This is a genomic window from Plantibacter sp. AC185, from assembly GCF_979258065.1.
Window position 1 is genome coordinate 2210875 of record NZ_OZ409831.1, and the last position, 18858, is coordinate 2229732.

The 18858-nt window shown below is 69.2% G+C and carries 18 protein-coding genes; 11 read left to right on the top strand and 7 right to left on the bottom strand.

Annotation, left to right across the window (positions count from 1 at the left end):
- The first annotated feature begins 196 nt into the window (after nucleotides 1-196).
- From ACZZZB_RS10505 to ACZZZB_RS10515, 3 genes are all read left to right on the top strand, one after another.
- On the top strand, nucleotides 197-1675 hold the full coding sequence (locus tag ACZZZB_RS10505; RefSeq protein ID WP_137242943.1) for an APC family permease: 1479 nt from the start codon (nucleotides 197-199) through the stop codon (nucleotides 1673-1675).
- A 61-nt stretch (nucleotides 1676-1736) separates the two neighbouring features.
- Nucleotides 1737-3779, top strand: a complete 2043-nt coding sequence (locus ACZZZB_RS10510; RefSeq protein ID WP_194642850.1) for a primary-amine oxidase — start codon at nucleotides 1737-1739, stop codon at nucleotides 3777-3779.
- 9 nt (nucleotides 3780-3788) lie between these two features.
- Complete coding sequence (locus ACZZZB_RS10515) at nucleotides 3789-4361, top strand: hypothetical protein (protein ID WP_463529635.1); 573 nt, start codon at nucleotides 3789-3791, stop codon at nucleotides 4359-4361.
- A gap of 19 nt (nucleotides 4362-4380) precedes the next feature.
- Here the strand turns inward: ACZZZB_RS10515 and ACZZZB_RS10520 are convergent, their stop codons facing one another.
- Complete coding sequence (locus tag ACZZZB_RS10520) at nucleotides 4381-4761, bottom strand: hypothetical protein (RefSeq protein ID WP_064294055.1); 381 nt, start codon at nucleotides 4759-4761, stop codon at nucleotides 4381-4383.
- Nucleotides 4762-5017: 256 nt separating this feature from the next.
- Here ACZZZB_RS10520 and ACZZZB_RS10525 point away from each other — a divergent pair, with 256 nt between their 5' ends.
- Nucleotides 5018-8614 (top strand): efflux RND transporter permease subunit, encoded by a 3597-nt coding sequence (locus ACZZZB_RS10525; RefSeq protein ID WP_463529636.1) that lies wholly within the window; start codon nucleotides 5018-5020, stop codon nucleotides 8612-8614.
- The gene (locus ACZZZB_RS10530; RefSeq protein ID WP_191939944.1) at nucleotides 8577-10202 is read left to right on the top strand and encodes a DUF7059 domain-containing protein; all 1626 of its coding nucleotides are present in this window, start codon (nucleotides 8577-8579) and stop codon (nucleotides 10200-10202) included. The genes ACZZZB_RS10525 and ACZZZB_RS10530 overlap by 38 nt, the downstream gene beginning before the upstream one ends.
- A gap of 20 nt (nucleotides 10203-10222) precedes the next feature.
- Here the strand turns inward: ACZZZB_RS10530 and ACZZZB_RS10535 are convergent, their stop codons facing one another.
- Nucleotides 10223-10480 (bottom strand): Txe/YoeB family addiction module toxin, encoded by a 258-nt coding sequence (locus ACZZZB_RS10535; protein ID WP_064294057.1) that lies wholly within the window; start codon nucleotides 10478-10480, stop codon nucleotides 10223-10225.
- 5 nt (nucleotides 10481-10485) lie between these two features.
- A complete protein-coding gene (locus tag ACZZZB_RS10540) occupies nucleotides 10486-10737 on the bottom strand; it encodes a type II toxin-antitoxin system Phd/YefM family antitoxin (RefSeq protein ID WP_064294058.1) in 252 nt (83 codons plus the stop codon).
- A gap of 150 nt (nucleotides 10738-10887) precedes the next feature.
- Here ACZZZB_RS10540 and ACZZZB_RS10545 point away from each other — a divergent pair, with 150 nt between their 5' ends.
- The 3 genes from ACZZZB_RS10545 to ACZZZB_RS10555 all read left to right on the top strand — a co-directional run bounded on the left by ACZZZB_RS10545 (nucleotide 10888) and on the right by ACZZZB_RS10555 (nucleotide 13526).
- Complete coding sequence (locus ACZZZB_RS10545) at nucleotides 10888-11832, top strand: J domain-containing protein (RefSeq protein ID WP_079704305.1); 945 nt, start codon at nucleotides 10888-10890, stop codon at nucleotides 11830-11832.
- Nucleotides 11833-11920: 88 nt separating this feature from the next.
- A complete protein-coding gene (locus tag ACZZZB_RS10550) occupies nucleotides 11921-12865 on the top strand; it encodes a G5 domain-containing protein (RefSeq protein WP_463529637.1) in 945 nt (314 codons plus the stop codon).
- A 109-nt stretch (nucleotides 12866-12974) separates the two neighbouring features.
- On the top strand, nucleotides 12975-13526 hold the full coding sequence (locus ACZZZB_RS10555) for a type 1 glutamine amidotransferase domain-containing protein (RefSeq protein ID WP_463529638.1): 552 nt from the start codon (nucleotides 12975-12977) through the stop codon (nucleotides 13524-13526).
- Between the two features lie 297 nt (nucleotides 13527-13823).
- On the opposite strand, the gene ACZZZB_RS10560 is transcribed toward ACZZZB_RS10555, so the two are convergent.
- Both ACZZZB_RS10560 and ACZZZB_RS10565 read right to left on the bottom strand, forming a co-directional pair.
- Nucleotides 13824-14087: a GlsB/YeaQ/YmgE family stress response membrane protein gene (locus ACZZZB_RS10560; RefSeq protein WP_064294061.1), complete on the bottom strand. Its 264-nt coding sequence runs from the start codon at nucleotides 14085-14087 to the stop codon at nucleotides 13824-13826.
- 96 nt (nucleotides 14088-14183) lie between these two features.
- Nucleotides 14184-14357, bottom strand: a complete 174-nt coding sequence (locus ACZZZB_RS10565) for a CsbD family protein (protein ID WP_463529639.1) — start codon at nucleotides 14355-14357, stop codon at nucleotides 14184-14186.
- A 194-nt stretch (nucleotides 14358-14551) separates the two neighbouring features.
- On the opposite strand from ACZZZB_RS10565, the gene ACZZZB_RS10570 reads away from it, so the two are divergent.
- A complete protein-coding gene (locus ACZZZB_RS10570) occupies nucleotides 14552-15634 on the top strand; it encodes an alpha/beta hydrolase (RefSeq protein WP_463529640.1) in 1083 nt (360 codons plus the stop codon).
- A gap of 10 nt (nucleotides 15635-15644) precedes the next feature.
- Here the strand turns inward: ACZZZB_RS10570 and ACZZZB_RS10575 are convergent, their stop codons facing one another.
- A complete protein-coding gene (locus tag ACZZZB_RS10575; protein WP_463529641.1) occupies nucleotides 15645-16565 on the bottom strand; it encodes a hypothetical protein in 921 nt (306 codons plus the stop codon).
- A 111-nt stretch (nucleotides 16566-16676) separates the two neighbouring features.
- Nucleotides 16677-17450 carry a lysophospholipid acyltransferase family protein gene (locus tag ACZZZB_RS10580; RefSeq protein WP_463529642.1) on the bottom strand — a complete coding sequence of 258 codons (774 nt, stop codon included), beginning with the start codon at nucleotides 17448-17450 and terminating at the stop codon, nucleotides 16677-16679.
- A gap of 119 nt (nucleotides 17451-17569) precedes the next feature.
- Between ACZZZB_RS10580 and ACZZZB_RS10585 the strand changes: the two genes are divergently transcribed.
- Both ACZZZB_RS10585 and ACZZZB_RS10590 read left to right on the top strand, forming a co-directional pair.
- The gene (locus ACZZZB_RS10585) at nucleotides 17570-18181 is read left to right on the top strand and encodes a TetR/AcrR family transcriptional regulator (RefSeq protein WP_064294065.1); all 612 of its coding nucleotides are present in this window, start codon (nucleotides 17570-17572) and stop codon (nucleotides 18179-18181) included.
- A 156-nt stretch (nucleotides 18182-18337) separates the two neighbouring features.
- Nucleotides 18338-18784, top strand: a complete 447-nt coding sequence (locus tag ACZZZB_RS10590) for a Fur family transcriptional regulator (RefSeq protein ID WP_191939941.1) — start codon at nucleotides 18338-18340, stop codon at nucleotides 18782-18784.
- The last annotated feature ends 74 nt before the right edge of the window (nucleotides 18785-18858 follow it).

Genomic DNA, 18858 nt, shown 5'->3' on the forward strand with positions numbered 1-18858 from the left:
TCGTCGTTCAGGCTAGGCGCGTCCCGTTGCACCGGCGTGGCGGGCGTGTTTCGGCTTCATGACCGTCAAATGAGACAGCGGTGTCGACCGGTCTCATTCGGTGCCGAGCAGGTGTTACGGCGACGAGACGAGGCGGCAACAGGAGACCGGGATGCTGGCCTCGTCCCGATACCGCCGCATTGCTCGAGGAGTGTCCATGACCGTCACGAAAGGTCCGGCCACCGATGCCGGACAGCCCACCCGGTCCCTGAAGGGATCGCTCGGCGTCACCGCCATCGTCTTCATGGTCGTCGCCGCGGCGTCGCCGTTGACGGTCGTCGGTGGAGCCGCACCGCTCGGCATCCTGCTCGGCAACGGGGTCGGGTTCCCGAGCATGTACGTCGTGTCCGCGGTGATCCTCCTGCTGTTCGCCGTCGGACTCTCGGCCATGACCCGGCATGTGCCCAAGCCGGGTGCCTTCTTCACCTTCGTCGGATACGGACTCGGCAAACCGGCCGGTCTCGCGTCGGCGTTCCTCGCCCTCCTGACCTACACGACCATACAGGTGTCGGTGTACGGCTACATCGGCTACCTGTTGAGCGTGACCTTCGCCGGTCTCGGCGCTCCGGAGATCCCCTGGTACCTCTACTCGCTCGCGTCGATCGCCGTCGTCGGTCTGCTCGGCTACCGCCACATCGACCTCAGCTCGAAGGTCCTCGGCGTCCTGCTCGTTGCGGAGGTCGGGATCGTCCTCGTCCTCGCCGGGGCGGTCATCGTGACCGGCGGTGCCGACGGGCTGTCGGCCGAGCCGTTCGCGCCCGAGCAGGTGTTCTCCGGGTCGCCCGGTGTCGGACTGATGTTCGCGATCGCGGCGTTCATCGGGTTCGAGGCGACCGCGATCTTCCGCGACGAGGCGAAGGACCCGTCCCGCACGATCCCACGGGCGACCTACATCGCGGTGATCGGGATCGGCCTGTTCTACACCCTCGCCTCCTGGGCGCTCGTCATGGCCTGGGGCCCGGACGACGTCCTCGCCGTGGCCGGTGAGGATCCCGGCGCGATGATCCTCCGCACCACCCTGCTCTACCTCGGCCCGGTCGGAGAGCTCGTCATCAACGTCCTCCTCATCACGAGCATGTTCGCCTGCGTCCTCTCCTTCCACAACGTCATCACCCGGTACCAGCACACGATGTCGAACGCCGGCGTCCTGCCGGGCCGGCTTGGCGGCGTCCACCCCAAGCACCTCTCGCCGCACACCTCGTCGCTCGTCCAGAGCGCCACCGCGGCGATCCTGATCGTCGTCTTCGCCGTGCTCGGTCTCGACCCCGTCCTGCAGGTGTTCACGTGGTTCGCCGGCGTCGCGACCCTCGCGATCGCGATCCTGATGGCGGTCACGAGCCTCGCGGTGATCGTGTACTTCGCTCGCACGAAGCAGGATCGGCGGGTGTGGAACACGGTCGTCGCACCCGGCCTCGGGTTCATCGGACTCGTCGGTTCGGCCGTCGTGATCGTCGTCTACTTCCCGATGCTGGTGGGAGACGTGGATGCGGGCGGCAACCCCGTGTTCGGAACCGTGAGCGCCGTCCTCCTCGCCCTCATCGCGGTCTGCCCCGTCGTCGGCCTCGTGCAGGCCGCGTACCTGCGTCGTCGTCGCCCGGCCGCCTACGCCGACGTCATGGACGCCATCGGCGGTTGACCATCCGACCCTTCCCCTCACCTTCCGAGACCAGCCGCATCACCGAACCAGGAGCCTCACGATGACCATCACCGACCCCACAAACCTGCGCAGCGCCGACGACGACGCCCCCGTCCAGCACCCGCTCGCCAGCCTGTCCGCACCCGAGTTCGACCGCATCCGCGACATCGTCACCGGCTTCGACGACTTCACCGAGACGACCCGGTTCGCCTACGTCGGCCTCGAGGAGCCCCACAAGCGGGCGGTGCTCGCCTGGCAGGCCGGCGACGGTCCACTGCCGGAACGCCTCGCCCGCGTGATGTTGCTCGACATGGCCACGGGTCGATCGACGGACAACGTGGTGTCCATCGACAGCGGGTCCCTGCTCAGCACGGTCGTCCTGGACGGTTCCCGCGGCCAGCTGCCCATCCTCATCGAGGAGTTCGACGCCATCGCGGAGATCGTGGCGGAGGACGAGGGGTGGGTCGCCGCCCTCGCCGCCCGTGGTTGCACGGTCGACGAGGTGAAGGTCGTCCCGCTGTCGGCCGGCTTCTACGACTATCCCGAGGAGGTCGGGCGCCGGATCGTCCGGGTCCTCGCGTTCCGTCAGGACTACCCGGCCGACCACCCGTGGGCCCACCCCGTCGACGGACTGAGCGCCTATGTCGACACCGCCGCGCGACGGATCACCCGCCTGATCGACGCGACAGCCCTGGCGATCCCGGCGGAGCCCGGGAACTTCGACGACCCGGTGGTCCAGGGTGCTCCGCTCTCCTCGCTCAAGCCGATCGTCATCACCCAGCCGGAGGGTCCGAGCTTCCAGGTCGACGGCGAGTTCGTCGAGTGGGGCAACTGGCGGTTCCAGGTCGGGTTCGACGTCCGTGAGGGCCTCGTCCTCCGGCAGCTCTCGTTCGACGATGCCGGCGAGGAACGACCGATCATCTACCGGGCGTCGATCAACGAGATGCTGGTCCCCTACGGTGACCCCTCCCCCGTGCGCTTCTGGCAGAACTACTTCGACACCGGCGAGTACCTGTTCGGCCGGTTCACGAACTCCTTGGCGCTCGGGTGCGACTGCGTGGGCGAGATCAAGTACTTCGACGCGGTGCTCGCCGATGAACTCGGCAATCCGTTCACGATCGAGAACGGGATCTGCATGCACGAGGAGGACTTCGGCACCCTCTGGAAGCACTCCGACCTGTACACCGGCTCGAACGAGGTCCGGCGGTCGCGTCGGCTGGTCATCTCCTTCTTCACGACCGTCGGCAACTACGACTACGGGTTCTACTGGTACCTGTACCTCGACGGCACCATCGAGTGCGAGTCGAAGTTGACGGGCATCCTCTTCACCTCCGCGTACCCCGGGCTCGACGCGGAGGGCGCCGACTACCCGTACGCCTCGGAGGTCGCGCCCGGGCTCGGTGGGCCGTACCACCAGCACCTGTTCTCGGCCCGTCTGGACATGATGGTCGACGGTCTGTCGAACGCGGTCGAGGAGGTGGACGCGGTCCGGGTGCCGATCGGGCCGGGGAACGAGCACGGCAACGGCTTCACGAAGCGGGTCACGCGGCTCAGCACGGAAGCGGGGTCCGGGCGCGTGGCGGACGGTTCGGCCGCTCGAGCCTGGCACATCGTCAACACGGAGAAGACGAACCGGATGGGACGCCCGACGGGGTACGTGCTGTACCCGCAGGAGTCGCCGACGCTCATGGCCGACGCGTCGTCGTCGATCGCCAAGCGGGCGGAGTTCGCGACGAAGCACCTCTTCGTGACGAAGTACGACCCGGCTGAACGATACGCGGCGGGCGACTTCGTCCACCAGAACCCGGGTGGCGACGGGATCACGCGCTTCATCGAGGGCGACGAGTCGATCGACGGCGAGGACATCGTGCTCTGGCACACCTTCGGACCGACGCACTTCCCCCGTCCGGAGGACTGGCCGGTCATGCCGGTGGACTACGCCCGGTTCACGCTCAAGCCCTACGGCTTCTTCGGCAAGAACCCGACCCTGAACGTCCCGCCGAACGAAGCGGTCGGGCACTGTTCGCACGACACCGGCGCCGCGCACGTGGGACACGGCGGTCACGACCAGGGCGCCGAAGAGCACTGTGGCCACGGGCACTAGGCCGCGGCGATGAGCGAGGTCCTCCATCTCGGGGCGCTCGTCCCGGCCGCCGTCGGTGCCTGTTGCACCGTCGGCGGCCGACGCGGACCCCTCGACCTCGTGGCCGCGATCGTCATGCTCGCGGCGATGCTCGACCTGGCGACCGGTGTCGGGATGCTGCATCCGTTGCTCTGGGCCGTCGTCCTGATCGTCCTCGCCGTCGCCTCGGCGGTCCGGCTGCGGTCCATCGCCGGGCTGCCGACTCCGGTCGGTGACGCTGTGGCGCTCGCCACCACGCGTCACCGTGCGGCGATGATCGCGCACACCTCAGGCGGCCTCGTGATCATGGCGGCGCTCGTGTGCACCATGGCTGGTCATGCCGCCGGGACCATATATGCAGGATCGGGCATGCACCCGGCAGGACATCAGATCGGGACGGTCGCCCTCCCCGCCGTGCTCCTGACGGGCGGCATGGCGGGGTTCGCCGCCCTGTCCACGTGGATCGCGGTCGAGGCGGCTCGACGGCGTGAGCGGGTCGTGGTCGTCGAGGTGGTGAGCATGACGGTCTCCGTCGTCGCCATGGGGCTCGCCTCGGCGCTGTGACCCGGGCGGCGGCGTCGATCTACTCGGCGTCGTCGCCCTCCCACGGCGGCCGGGCGACCTTGCCGGACATCCGCCACACCGCTCGGGTCAACTCGGGGTGCACTCGGGCGATCTCACGGAGCACCTCGTACTCCAAGTGGTCCGCGTTGTCGCGGTGGTCCTGGGCGTCGTCGAGCGACGAGTACCCGGCGAGCCGCGCCATCGCGTGCTGGGCGGCCAGACCCCGGGCGTGCAGCGCGTCGTCCCTGAGGACGGCGACGACGAGCTCGTCGACCGTCGGCATTGAGGGCAGGAAGTCCCAGGGGTCCTCACCGTCGCGGGCGCGGTGCTCGATGATCACCTCGCGCTCGAGCTGTGCGTCGCGGCGCAACCTGGGGAGGTCGACGGCCTGCAGATCCACGTACCCTCCTCGCTCCGGCGCACCCCGCGGCGCGCACTCGGGTATCAAGGGTACGCCCGGTATCGGTGGACCATGCCGTCAAGGCGCAGCTCCCTCGCGGCCGAGGCTGGTACCGCAGGACCACCGATGTCGTCCGATCGGCGGATGCCGGGGTCGCATCAGGTCCATCCTCGTGCGGATGTGACCGGCGGCGGCGCTCCATAGCGTGGAGTGGGGCGGATCGCGCCCGCTCCGCGACCGAGAGGCCCGTCCTTCCATGTCATTCCTCACGAGGCTCAGCCTCGCCAATCGACTGATCGTCGGCCTCATCACCGCGGCGATCGTGGTCTTCGGACTCTTCGCGGTCGGCTCCCTGAAGCAGGAACTGCTGCCGTCCGTGCAGCAGCCGGGCGCCGTCGTAGCCGCGACCTACCCCGGTGCCTCGCCGTCGTCGGTGGAGCGCGAGGTCACGAAGCCCGTCGAGCAGGCGGTGCAAGGGGTCAAGGGTGTCACCGGCGTCACTTCGACGTCGGTCAGCGGTTCCACGTCCGTGCAGGTGAGCTGGGACTTCGGCCAGGACGACGAGAAGATCGTCGGTGACATCCGCAGCGCCCTCGCCGGCTTGAAGAGCACGCTTCCGAACGACACGACCACCGAGGTCTACGCCGGCGGGAGCGACGACATCCCCGTGCTGCAGCTCGCGGTCGCGTCCGAAGACGAGTCCGGCGAGTTCGCGGGCAGGGTCGAGACCACCGTGCTCCCCGCGCTCCGTGGGATCGCCGGCGTGCGTCAGGTCGATCTCGCGGGTGAGAACGCCACGCAGCTCGTCATCACGATGCGTCCGGCCGACCTCGCTGCCAAGAAGGTGACCGCGGAGGAGGTCATGGCGGCTGTCCAAGCGAGTGGTGTCGTCACGGCTGCCGGAACGAGTGTCGACGCCGGCAAGGAGCTCTCGATCGAGGTCGGCTCGGCCGTCGGCTCGCTGGCCGAGGTGCAGGCGCTCCCCATCCAGCACGAGGACGGGCCCTTCGCGCTCTCCGCCGTCGCGGACGTGGAGCTCGTGCCCGCCGCCGAGACCTCCATCGCCCGGGCGGACGGTCTCCCGTCGCTGTCGCTCACGATCCTCAAGGACCCGTCGGCCAACGCCGTCCAACTCGCCCACACCATCCGTGACGCCCTCCCCGGGCTGGAGCAGGAGCTCGGCTCGGGTGCGGCCTTCACCGTCGTCTTCGACCAGTCGCCGATGGTCGAGCAGTCCATCCACGACCTCTCCGTCGAGGGCGGGCTCGGGCTGTTGTTCGCGATCATCGTGATCCTGGTCTTCCTGTTGTCGATCCGGTCCACGATCATCACGGCCGTGTCGATCCCGCTCTCGCTCCTCATCGCGATGATCGGGTTGTGGATCGGCGACTACTCGCTCAACATCTTCACGCTCGCGGCACTGACCGTCGCGGTCGGGCGGGTGGTCGACGACTCCATCGTGGTGATCGAGAACATCAAACGGCGGCACACCGGGCGGGCGATGACGACCTCGAGTGTCGTCGAGGCGGTCCGCGAGGTCGCCGGGGCGGTGACCGCGTCGACGATCACGACGGTGGCCGTGTTCCTCCCGGTCGCCTTCGTCGGCGGGACGGTCGGCGAGCTGTTCCGACCGTTCGCCGTCACCGTGTCGGTCGCGCTCATCGCGTCCCTCGTGGTGTCGCTCACGATCGTGCCGGTGCTCGCGTACTGGTTCATGCGAGGCTCCTCCGCCCCGGCTGTGGGCAAGGCCACCGACGTCGCGGCCACCGACGAGGCGTCCGTGGTCGAGGACGAGTCCGAGGCGTATTCGAAGCTCCAGCGGGCCTATCTGCCGGTCCTGCGCACCGCCCTGAAGCGTCCCGTCGTGACCCTGCTCGTGGCGGCGGTGGTCTTCGCCGGGACGATCGTCTCGGCCGGGTTCCTGAAGACCGACTACCTCGGCGACATCGGGGGTGAGAACACCGTCACGGTCACGCAGGAACTGCCGGAGGGGACGAGCCTCGACGTGACCAGCGACGCGGCCGCGGCCGTCGAAGCGGTCCTCGCGAAGACCGCCGGCGTCTCCGGGTACCTGACCACCGTCGGTGGGAACGGCTCGAGCAACACGGCACAGATCAGCGTGACCGTCGGTGAGGAGAGTTCCCGCGAGGGCGTCGCCGACACCATCCGGGACGCCGTGGCGAAGCTCGACGACGTCGGCGAGGTCACCGTCGGTGACGCGGCCGGTGGATTCACCGGTGGCGGAGGCGGCATGGAGGTCACACTGCAGGGTGAGGACCCCACGGCGCTCGCCACAGCTGCGGCCGCGGTGCAGGACATGCTCGGCGGTACCGACGGCCTCCGCGATGCGACGAGCGACCTCGCCGACGAGCAGGGCCTGCTCAAGGTGAACGTCGACCGCGCCGCCGCCGCCCGGTACGGCTTCACGCAGGAACAGGTCGGTCAGGCCATCGCCAGTGCGCTCCGCGGCACGCCGATGGGTTCGGTCATCCTCGAGGGATCGTCTCGCGACATCATCGTGCGGTCGCAGCGGGTCGGCACGACGCCGGCCGAGATCGCCGCGCTCCCCCTTCCGGTCAGTGCCTTGCAGCAGGCCGCGGCTCAGAAGGCCGCGACCGACGCCCTCACGGCAGAACAGGACGAGGCCACCCAGCGCGCGAAGGACGAGGCGGCATCCCAGGCCGCGACCCAGCGCTCGGAACTCCAGGAGGCCCGCTCGACCGCGGCCTCGCAGCTCGACGCCCTGCGGGCTCAGCTGAGCGCGCTGCAAGCGGCTCCCGTCGAGGTGCCGCCGGTCACGCCCACGACACCGGAGGAGGAGGCGGCACGACAGGCCTACGAGGCCCGCGCCGCCCAACTCGCCGGGCTGAGCGACGCCATCTCCCAGCTCCAGGGCTCGATCACGACCATCGACGAGCAGCTGACCGCGATGCGGGACGCCGAGAGCGAGGCCGCCGAGCAGCAGGCGGAGGCAGACCGCCTCACCCAGGCGCAGAAGGACCTCGCCAACGTCAGCGCCGTCCCGATCCCGGTCAGCGCCGTCGCGCAGGTGGGCGAGGAACGCGCCGCAGCGGCGATCACGCGCATCGACGGCGTCCGGACCGTGACCGTGTCGGCGACGCCGACGGGTGACGACCTCAGCGCGACGACGCTCGCCGTCCGGGAGGGCCTCGACGGCCTGGACCTGCCGAGCGGGGTCACCGCCTCGGTCGGTGGTGTCGCCCAGGACCAGGAGGAGTCGTTCGCGCAGCTCGGCCTCGCGATGCTCATCGCGATCGTGCTCGTCTTCATCGTCATGGTGGCGACGTTCCGGAGCCTCCTGCAGCCGCTCATCCTGCTGGTCTCCGTGCCCTTCGCGGCGACCGGCGCGATCGCGGCCCTGCTCATCACGGGGACCCCGCTCGGCATCCCGTCGATGATCGGCCTCCTCATGCTCATCGGCATCGTCGTCACGAACGCGATCGTCCTCATCGACCTGGTCAACTCGTACCGGGCTCGGGGCGACGGCATCGACGACGCGGTCCTGCACGGAGCCCGACTCCGTCTGCGGCCGATCATCATGACCGCCTGCGCGACGATCTTCGCGCTCGTGCCGATGTCGCTCGGCCTCACCGGCGGTGGGGTGTTCATCTCGCAGTCGCTCGCGATCGTCGTGATCGGCGGCCTGGTGTCGTCGACGCTCCTGACGCTCATCCTCGTGCCCGTGCTGTACCTGCTGCTGGAGCGCCGGACCGAGCGCCGTCTGGCGAAGCGCGAGCGGAAGCGCACGGCGAAGGCCGCGCAGCGCGAGGTCGAGGAGCACGACGAGCAGACCGATGAGGACCTCGACGCGATCCTCACCACGGATCGCTGACGGCGGCTGCAGGGTGGGCGGCTCGGCCCACCCCGCAGCTGGCACACTGGTGGGCGTGGACCAGCGACTGATCGACCTCCTCCGTTCCGACCTCGATGCGGCCGGGTACACGGTGGAACGGGTGCGTGGTCTCTGGGGTGAGACGGCCGAGGCCGCCCTGCACCGCTCCAACCGGGTCGTGGCGATCCGCTCGCTCGACGAACGCCGCTGGACGGCGGGAGCGGAACCGCTCGCGACACTGGCGACACTCTTCGTGCTCGGTGTCGCCGTGGGGGCCGATGACGCGACGCGTGCTCTGCCGTCGCTCGGTCTCGACGGCGCGGTGGCGCTCGGTCTCGTCGGTTTGAGCGACGACGGATCGGTCGCCCCGGCCATCGACCTGCGTCCGTACGCCTGGGTCGACGCCAACGGGAGCGGTGCCTGGTGGATCGCCTCCGACCTGGGCGAGCTCGCTCTGGGTCATGAGCTCGGCGAGGAGCACGTCCTCGGGGTCGGCGGCGCATCGATGACCCTGAGCGGCATCATCCTCCCCGAGCGGATCGGAACGGCACTGGACCTCGGTACCGGGTGCGGCATCCAGGCGCTCCACCTGTCGCGGATCGCCGATCACGTGGTCGCGACGGACATCTCCGAACGGGCCCTCGAGCTCGCCGCACTCAACGCGCACCTGAACGGCATCGACTCGATCGAATTCCGCCACGGCAGCATGTTCGAACCCGTCGTCGGTGAACGGTTCGACCGCATCGTCTCCAACCCCCCGTTCGTCATCACCCCGCGTGCCGAGGGCGTGCCGAGCTACGAGTACCGCGACGGCGGTCTCGTCGGCGATGCGCTCGTCGAGTCCGTGTTCCTCGAGGCCGCCCGGCACTTGACGCCCGGCGGCGTGGCGCAGTTCCTCGGGAACTGGGAGTACCGCGACGGCGCCGACGGGCTCGAGCGCGTCGCCGAGTGGGTGGATCGCAGTCCGGAACCGGTCGACGCCTGGGTCATCGAGCGCGAGGTGCAGGATCCGGCCGAATACGCGGAGACCTGGATCCGGGACGGTGGCACCCGCCTCGGGACGCCGGAGTTCGAGCGCCTCGCGGGAGCCTGGCTCGACGACTTCGCGGCTCGGGCCGTGACCGGCGTCGGCTTCGGGTATGTCCTGCTCCGTCGATCGGACCCGTCCACTCCGCTGCGCCGTTTCGAGCGGCTGCACGGGCAGGCGGGTTCGAACGCCGCCGGGCTCGGTGCGCACCTCGCCGTGTGTCTCCTCGCACACGACTGGCAGGTCGCGCTCGACGACGAGCAGCTGCTCGGCGAACGCGTCATCCTCGCGGGCGACGTCACCGAGGAGCGCCACTACTGGCCCGGGGACGAGGACCCGACGGCGATGACCCTGCGGCAGGGTGGCGGCTTGGCCCGCTCGGTGGGCATCGACACAGGCCTGGCGGGGCTCGTCGGGGCCTGCGACGGCGAGTTGACCCTGGGAGCCATCATCGACGCGATCGCCCAGCTCGTCGAGGTCGATGCGGCGGAACTCCGCGCCGAACTCCTCCCCCGGGTCCGCGCATTGCTGGACGACGGCATCCTCCTGCCGAGCTCCTGAGGTGTTCCGGCACGCTGGCCCTACTCGTAGTGGAAGCGTGCCTGGGCGATGAGGACGCCGTCGTCCGTGAGGCGGTAGACCAGTCGATGTTCGTCGGTGATCCGTCGTGACCAGAATCCCTGGAAGCCGTGCTTGAGCGCCTCAGGTTTGCCGATGCCCTCGTTGCCGTTCCGGATGATGTCCTTCAGGAGGAGATTGATCCGTTTGACGATGCGCCGATCCTGTTGCTGCCAGTGGCAGTAGTCCTCCCAGGCGGCGTCGGACCAGATGAGCCGCACGCCGACTACTCGACCAGGTCGTGCTCGGTGCCCGCGCCGGCCTCGAGGTCGTCGATGGCCTGGAGGAGCCGACGTGCGTTCGACGGCGTGCGGAGCAGATACGCCGATTCCTTCAAGGACTCGTAGTCGTCGAGCGCGACGATCACGACCGGGTCGCGCCCCGCTCTGGTGATGATCACCTCCTCGCGGTCGTCGAGGACCGAATCGAGGGTGGCCGCGTAGTTCGCGCGGGATTCCGAATAACTGAGGGTACGCATCGACATCCTCCAAGTACAACAAACTGTACGTCGGCTCGCTGGAGTTGTCCACAGCCCCGACAGGGTGCCGGTTCGGGCGGTCTTCCAGGTGATGGCGATAGTCTGCCGTGTCGGACCGACCGACGCCGCCGACGAAAGCGACCACCCTCCATGCCGGAGAGCCCACTCTCAGCCAGCCCGTACGAGGTGCTCGGCGTGAGCACGACGGCGACGCAGGACGAGCTCCGGAGGGCCTACCGACGGCTCATGCGCGAGACCCACCCCGACCTCGGCGGAAGCGCGCGGCAGTTCAACGCCGTCCAGCTCGCCTGGGAGCGCGTCGGAACCGAGCAGGACCGGGCCGCCTACGACCGCGGTCGCAACGTGCCGTCCTCCGACGCGGGCGACGACGACGCTCCGACCTGGTCGGCGTCGACCACTGGTCGGTCGGGTACGCAGCGCGCCGACTCACGACCCCGCGCTCGAGCCTACGGACACCCCGGCGGAGACTCGCGCGAGGCCTACCTCGGGCTCATCCGGGAGTGGGTCGGCCGAGGTGTCCCACTCGACGACCCCTACGACCCGAAGCTCGTCCGCTCGGCTCCGCGCGAGATTCGGCACCAGTTGGCCAACGCGCTCGCCGAGGAGCAGACGGCGCGCACCGTGGCGACGCTCGGCATCGGATACACGGTCTGGCACGATGTCCTGGCGCCGGGCGAGGCGAAGCTCGACCACGTCGTCCTCGGCCCGACCGGCCTCTTCGCGGTCAAGTCGGAGGACTGGGGTGGGCCGGTCCGGGTGCACCGTGGAGAGGTCGTCGGGGAGACGCTCGATCCTCGCGAGGAGCCCGTCCGGTCGATCGTGCGCTCGGCTCGGACCGTCGCGAAGGCGGCGCGGGTGAAGTTCACGGCTTCCGTCATCGTCGTGCCGGACGGCGCCACCCCGGAGTCGGTGGAGTTCATCGGCCGCAAGCATCCGGTGACGGTCCTCGTCGAGCGCTCCCGCCTGGCCGACCTCCTCCGCACCGGTCTCCCGGGCGTCGACCGCATGGGCGGCAACCAGCTGTTCGACATCCGCACGCGTCTGCAGCAGACCATCCGCTTCGTCGGCCTCTGACACGCGCCGTGACACGGCACGGGAGGAATCCCCTCCCGCCCCACTCGGGGACCTTGTGCCGTCGTGCTCCGGGCCCCAGCATCAGGGCATGACTTCTCCCGCAGGCTGGTATCCCGATCCCGAGCAGCCCGGCCGGCAACGATGGTGGACCGGAGTCGGCTGGGGTGGGCAACGCATGCCGGCGGCCGTGCCCGCTCCCCCGGTCGCCGTCCCTGCTGCTGCTGCTGCCGGGGCCACGCGAACGCGCCGCCTCGGACCACTCCACATCGTCCTGCTCAGCCTGGTCGGAGCACTGTTGCTCGTCAGCGCCGTCGGTGGCACGTTCTGGGCGATGCTCGCACTCGTCGCCATCGTGGCCGTGGTGATCGGCGTGGTCGCGCTCGTCCGTGGTCGCGTCTCCTCCCTCGGGATCCGCAACCGCGGGATCGCGGCCGCCGTGATCGGTGCCGCCCTATGCCTGGTCGTCGTGGGCGGAAGCGCCAACGCGGCCATCCACCCGGTCGGGCCCCGGCCCGCGGCGCTGCTGTCGGCGCCGGAAGGGACGTCCGTCGCCAAACCGAGTGCCACGCCGACCCCGACCCCGACCGACGTCGTCACCGAGGTGACCGAGGTCGTGGAGATCCCGTTCGCGGTGACCGAGGTGCAGGACCCGAACATCGACGTCGGTCAGGTCGTCGTGACGACGACGGGCGTCCCCGGGCAGCAGACGAACACCTACCGCGTCACCACGCGAGCCGGGGTCGAGATCACTCGAGAGCTCGTCGCGCAGCTCGTGTCGGTCCAACCGGTCGCGCAGGTAACGTCCGTCGGGACGCGGCAACCCGCTCCGCCGCCTCCCGCTCCCGTCGCCGATCCGGCAGGCGGAGGGTGCGACCCGAACTACGAGGGGCAGTGCGTTCCGATCGCCAGCGACGTCGACTGCGCCGGGGGAAGCGGCAATGGACCGGCGTACACGCCCGGCCCGGTGTACGTCGTCGGGAGCGACGTCTACGACCTCGATCGGGATGGTGACGGTATCGCCTGCGACGCCTGAGCAACCCCGTTCGCGTTCGGCGGAAGTCCGGGTCCGAGATGTGGAGCCGAGCGTATCGTCGCTGGCGAGGCGCTGGACGGTGCCTCGACGCTGACGGATTGGAGCGACGATGAGCGCAGCACTCAACGGCAAGCAGGTGGCCTTCCTGCTCACGGACGGCTACGAGGACAGTGAACTGACGAGCCCCTGGGAGGCGATCACCGGAGCCGGAGCGACCGCCCGACTGGTGTCGCCCGCCACCCAGGACGTGACCGGCAAGAACGGACACGTCCAGCCCGTCGACGTCGCGGTCGCCGAGGCCTCCTCCGACGATTACCACGCACTCGTGCTGCCCGGAGGCGTCGTCAACGCTGACGACCTCCGCGTGGACGAGTCCTCGATCGCCTTCGCGAAGGCGTTCTTCGAGCAGGGCAAGCCGGTCGGGGTCATCTGCCATGGCGCATGGATCCTCATCGAGGCGGACGTCGTCCGCGGTCGTGAGCTCACGAGCTACCCGAGCCTCAAGACGGATCTGCGGAACGCGGGCGCGTCCTGGGTGGACGAGGAGGTCGTCGTCGACCAGGGCCTCGTGTCGAGCCGGACGCCTGATGACCTCCCGGCCTTCAACGCGAAGCTCGTGGAGGAGATCGGTGAGGGCGAGCACGAGGGTCAGCACGCCTGACTCCGGTCGCAACGCGACGCACGAACGCCCGGTCCTGGTGGACCGGGCGTTCGTCCGTGCGGGTCAGGCCCAGCCGCAGATCGCGCGGAGCAGCTCGAGCAACTTTCGATAGAAGTCCATGAGACCACCTCCTCTCATATCAGCTTCTGACGTCAAACATCAGACATCCTGACAGGGCACAGGAGGTCGCACAGTCCCCTCAATGGCGGACACCCCGCGATCGCCGGCCTTCCTCCGACACGCACGAACGCCCGACCCCTTGGAGGGGCCGGGCGTCCGAGTGCTGTGTGGAGGCGCTTACGCCTTCTTGTTGCGGGTCAGTGCGCCGTAGATGAGGAGCACGACGATGGATCCGCCGATGGCGAGGAGCCAGGTCTGCAGCGAGAAGAACTCCTGCAGGTTCGCGCCGAAGAGGATGCCGCCGAGCCAGCCGCCGAGCAGTGCTCCGACGACGCCGAGCAGCAGCGTGATCAACCAGCCGCCGCCCTGACGGCCCGGAAGGATCGCCTTGGCGAGGGCGCCGGCGATGAGGCCGAGCAGCAGGAAGCCGAGAAAGCTCATGATGTCTCCAAATGTGATTGCTGGATCGAACGGGGTGCCGGTCGACCGTGTTACCGCCCCCGCCGGTGGGCGGGGGCAGCCACTGTATCGCGAGGACTAGTGCTTGAACGCGTCCTTGACATTCTCGCCGGCCTTCTTGGCGTCGGTCTTCGTCTGGTCGGCCTTACCCTCTGCGACCTTGCTGTCGTCGCCGGTGACCTTGCCCAGGGCTTCCTTCGCCTTGCCCGCGAGGTCCTCAGCGGCGTTCTGGATCTTGTCCGATGCACTCATGGCGTTCTCCTTCGTCTGCGTTGGAAACCGGTGATGATGTCCGGTCATCGGGTAAGACGCAGCTCGGCGGGCATTCGTCACGAAATCCGTCGAAAAACTTCCGGGACGCCGCCGGTGTCCGATCGAATGCGAGACTGGAGGTTCGTGTTCCGCCAGGCAGCGCCGCCGTCCAGACCCGCCAGGAGGTGAATCGCTTGAGGACAGCACCCCCTCGCTCGGGCTTCGCGCGCTTCCTGCGTGTCGTCCGCAACACGATGTTCTGGATCATCGGCGTGATCCTCGCCATCGCGTTGGTGATCTTCGTCTGGTTGCAGCTGACCCCGTGGCCGGGCTCGATGGTCATCCGCATGGCATTCGACGAGCGGGCGAAGGTCGTGCAATCCGACCTCGTGAAGTACGTCCCCGACGGTGTCGACGTCCGACAGGACGTCCCGTACCGCTCCGGCGACGCGGACGCGCTGCTCGACGTCTACACGCCCGACGGGGTGCGCGGCAGCGGTGCCGCCCTCCCGACGATCGTGTGGGTGCACGGTGGAGCGTGGATCTCCGGCAGCAAGGAACTCATCTCCAACTACATGCGCGTGCTGGCCGGCGAGGGGTACACGGCGATCGCGGTCGAGTACACGATCGCGCCCGAGGGTCAGTACCCGTTGCCCATCGAGCAGGTCGCCGACTCGCTCGGCTACCTCGACGCCAACGCTCGCGCGCTCAACGTGGATTCGTCCAAGCTCATCCTCGCCGGCGACTCCGCCGGTGCCCAGATCGCCGCCCAGGTCGCGAACGTGGTCACGAGCTCGGAGTACGCCAGCTCCATCAAGGTCGAATCGCCGATCGAACCGGAGCAACTCGCCGGGGTGGTCCTCGCCTGCGGGGCCTACGACCTCAGCCTGGTCAACGCCGAGGGCAGCTTCGGGTGGTTCCTCGACACGGTGCTCTGGTCGTACTTCGGAGCGCGCGACTACAAGACCCGACCGGAGGTGGCGTCCGCGTCCGTCGTCGACTATCTGACGGCGAAGTATCCACCGACGTACATCACGGTCGGCAACTGGGATCCGCTCTACCCGCAGTCGGTCGAGTTCAAGGCGAAGCTCCAGGGCCTCGGTGTGGACGTGCAATCGATGATCTTCAACCCGGACTTCCGGCCAGGGCTCGAGCACGAGTACCAGTTCCTGCTCAACGACCAGGGCCGGTTCAACCTCCAGCGCATGGACGCCTTCATCGACGGCGTCACCGACACGAGCCTGCCGTTCGGGCAGCAGGGTCCGCCCGTCCGCTGAACGACCCGCTTCAGGGGAGGCGGATGCGGTCGCCGTCCTCGACGAGACGACCGTGGAGCACCGCCTGGGCGAGCGTCAGGTCGAGCCAACGTCGAGCGGTCTCACCGAGGCGACCGTAGCCGAGCACCGATGCCGCCTGCATCGGCAGCTGCTCGCGGTCGACCTCGTGCTCGGGGCTCGCGGTGATCACGAGCTCCATGGCGTTGCAGATCTCCGCGGGACTGATGTCCGTGACCGCGCGGTGGTCGCGATGCACGACCCGGCGGACGCCTCGCCACGTGACGACGTCGAGTCCGGTGGGCCAGGCGAAGCCGTTCTGGACGACGAACGCCTCCGTCACCAGCGCTGACAGCTCGGTGCGCGACTCCTCGGACGGCCGGTCGACGCCGAAGCGCCGGGCCACGATGGTCACGAGTCGCGGGACGGCGATCGGGCCCTCGGTCGTGAGGATCGCCGACGCGACGCGGGTCACGGCGGCCTTCGTCAGCTCGAGGTTGTCGAGGACGGACGCCGGGCCGATGACGGAGTCGTCGGCGAGCTCGAAATCGGTGATGGCGACGCTCAGGGGGACGACCTGGGCCGACGCGGTGACGGGGAGGGCGACCGGGTCGACCAGGCCGGTCGTGGACCGTTCCCGGGCTGGTGCTGCCCCGTCGACGTCCGGGCCGGCGACGGGTGTCCGGGGTGCGTTCGCCTCGCGGTCGTCCAGCGGCTCCGAGCCGGTGGATTGCTGCGCAGGGGGCGTCGGCGTCGTCCGCGGCGCGGGATCCGGCGTGTGCCGCGGCGAGTGGTCCGCTGAGGACTCGGCGTCGTCCGTGTCCGGTGCGGCCGGCGTCGAGGGGTCCTCCGCGAGCGCACGTTCAGCGCGTTCGCGCCACGCCTTCGGAAGCCATGTCGACTTCGCGACGAAGCCGTTCCACCCGCGACTCACGGTGCCACGCTCCGCTCGGGACGCGGGCTGGCAGAGCGACGATGCCCTGCTGGGTGGGTCGTCGAGGTCAGAGGTGGCACCTCCACAGGATAGACCGCGGCGGACGTGCGCTCAGCTCGCCGTCTGTCGACGCGCCTCGCGTCGGCGCTCGCGTTCGAGGTCGGCGGCTGCAGCCTCGGCGGGCGTCGGCGCCGTTCCGCCCAGGGCGCGAGGTTGCCACCACGCCCCGGTCCCGTCGACGGGATAGTCGCGTTGCAGTTCGTCGACCATGCCCTGCAGGCGGTCGCGGAGCTGCTCGGTGCTCGTTCCGACGTCGTCGCCGGGCGCGACGATGATCGGCTCGCCGAACGAGAAGTGCACGGGGACCCCGAACCGCTCGCGGAAGCCGACCCGGTGGTTCTTCGTCAGGAGGCGATGACCGCCCCAGACCGCGACGGGGATGATCGGCACGCCGGCCTCCTGCGCGAGGCGGACTGCGCCCGACTTGAGGTCGCGGACGGTGAACGAGGCGCTGACGCCGGCCTCGGGGAAGACCCCGACGAGCTCGCCGCTGCGGAGCGCTGCGACGGCGTCGGCGTAGGCGGCCGCGCCGGCGCGCATGTCGACCGCGATGTGCCGCATGCTCCGCAGGAGGCGGCCCACGACGGGCTGGTCGAAGGCGCCCTGCTTGGCCATGAAGCGGATACGGCGGCGGTTGTGGAGCACGGTGGCCCACTCGACGAGTGCGAACTCGAGGTACCCGAAGTGGGTCATCGCGATCACCGCGCCACCCTGGTCGGGCAGGTGTTCGATGCCGGTGGTGTGACGGCGCAGGCGCCAGAAGCCGAAGAGGGAGCGACCGACACCGACAGCGGCGTCGTACACGGGCTCGATGCGGCGTCTCATGGCGACACCGTACGACAGCGACCTGGGGAAGTGCCGGGGTGGACACCTGAGGAAGGAGCGGGCTAGGGGCGCCTCGGGAACCCTTCTCCGGCGGTCCTCACGCCCGATACGATCGCAGGATGACGGTGACGCAGACGGGCCGCTCCCGCGGCAGCTACGCCAAGACGGCGGCGAGACGCCGGGAGATCCTCGAGGCGGGGATGGACGTCTTCGCCGAGCAGGGGTTCCGCAGTGGATCGCTCCGCGAGGTCGCGGAGCGCGTGGGCATGAGCCAGGCCGGCCTCCTCCACCATTTCTCGACCAAGAACGATCTACTCGCCGCGATCCTCGACTTCCGCGACGACCGGGATCGCGAGGAGTCCGGCATCGAGATCGGGAGCGGCATCGAAGGCATCCGCGGGCTCCTCCGCCTCGTCGAGCACAACATGCGCGTCCCCGGTCTCGTCGAGCTCCACTGCGTCCTGTCCGCCGAGGCGACCTCACCGGACCACCCGGCGCACGAGCACTTCGTCCGGCGGTACAGCTGGTTGATCGACGGGATGACCGTCTCCTTCGAGGTGATGGCGCGCGAGGGCCAGCTGGTGGCCGGCGTCGAGCCTGCGAGCGCGGCACGCATGCTCATCGCGATGATGGACGGTCTCCAGCTGCAGTGGCTGCTCGACCGTGATTCGGTGGACATGGCCGAGGAGACCCGACGTTCGCTGCGGCCCCTGTTGACCGTCGAGCTGTAGCCCGCGCTCCCCCGCCGTGACCGGGAATTCTCCACATCCGGCGTCATCCATCGGTCCACAACTCATATCTGATATTAGAGTTGGGGTGGCTGCGGGACAACGCGGAGGGGAAGTCCTTATTTTGACTAATTCAAAACAACTCGGTACGGTGGCTGCATGAACGGATTGGAGGTGGAGTCGGCGACGTTCGACTTCAACACGAAGATCCGGGCAGCCGGGCTGCGGGTGACCACGGGACGCCTCGCCGTCCTCGAGATCCTCGCCCGGACACCGCACGCTGATGTGGAGCAGGTGGTCGCGTCCTTGAAGCCGCGAGCCCCGCAGACCTCCCCACAGGCCGTGTACAGCGTGCTCAACGCCTTCGTCGCAGCCGGTCTCGTGCGCAGGATCGAACCGGACGGCCATCCCGGCCGGTACGAGCTGCGCGTCGACGACAACCACCATCACCTGGTGTGCAGCTCGTGCGGCGCCGTGGTCGACGTCGACTGCACGCAGGGTGCGGCGCCATGCATGCACCCCGACGACACGGCTGGGTACGTCATCGACACGGCCGAGATCACGTTCTGGGGCGTATGCCCCGCGTGCCAGGCGGATGCTGCCTGACGCCGTTCCACAGACCACTCGACGGCACCTCCATGCCGATCGTCAGCTGTCACCGCCAAGGTGGCAGTGCTGAA

Bases quoted from the DNA above. Each gene is read 5' to 3' on its own strand.
- ACZZZB_RS10510 (WP_194642850.1), top strand. From the start codon at position 1,737: ATGACCATCACCGACCCCACAAACCTGCGCAGCGCCGACGACGACGCC.
- ACZZZB_RS10580 (WP_463529642.1), bottom strand. From the start codon at position 17,450: ATGAGACGCCGCATCGAGCCCGTGTACGACGCCGCTGTCGGTGTCGGT.
- ACZZZB_RS10545 (WP_079704305.1), top strand. From the start codon at position 10,888: ATGCCGGAGAGCCCACTCTCAGCCAGCCCGTACGAGGTGCTCGGCGTG.
- ACZZZB_RS10530 (WP_191939944.1), top strand. From the start codon at position 8,577: ATGAGGACCTCGACGCGATCCTCACCACGGATCGCTGACGGCGGCTGC.
- ACZZZB_RS10590 (WP_191939941.1), top strand. From the start codon at position 18,338: ATGAACGGATTGGAGGTGGAGTCGGCGACGTTCGACTTCAACACGAAG.
- ACZZZB_RS10585 (WP_064294065.1), top strand. From the start codon at position 17,570: ATGACGGTGACGCAGACGGGCCGCTCCCGCGGCAGCTACGCCAAGACG.
- ACZZZB_RS10555 (WP_463529638.1), top strand. From the start codon at position 12,975: ATGAGCGCAGCACTCAACGGCAAGCAGGTGGCCTTCCTGCTCACGGAC.
- ACZZZB_RS10540 (WP_064294058.1), bottom strand. From the start codon at position 10,737: ATGCGTACCCTCAGTTATTCGGAATCCCGCGCGAACTACGCGGCCACC.
- ACZZZB_RS10525 (WP_463529636.1), top strand. From the start codon at position 5,018: ATGTCATTCCTCACGAGGCTCAGCCTCGCCAATCGACTGATCGTCGGC.
- ACZZZB_RS10560 (WP_064294061.1), bottom strand. From the start codon at position 14,087: ATGAGCTTTCTCGGCTTCCTGCTGCTCGGCCTCATCGCCGGCGCCCTC.
- ACZZZB_RS10505 (WP_137242943.1), top strand. From the start codon at position 197: ATGACCGTCACGAAAGGTCCGGCCACCGATGCCGGACAGCCCACCCGG.
- ACZZZB_RS10565 (WP_463529639.1), bottom strand. From the start codon at position 14,357: ATGAGTGCATCGGACAAGATCCAGAACGCCGCTGAGGACCTCGCGGGC.
- ACZZZB_RS10515 (WP_463529635.1), top strand. From the start codon at position 3,789: ATGAGCGAGGTCCTCCATCTCGGGGCGCTCGTCCCGGCCGCCGTCGGT.
- ACZZZB_RS10550 (WP_463529637.1), top strand. From the start codon at position 11,921: ATGACTTCTCCCGCAGGCTGGTATCCCGATCCCGAGCAGCCCGGCCGG.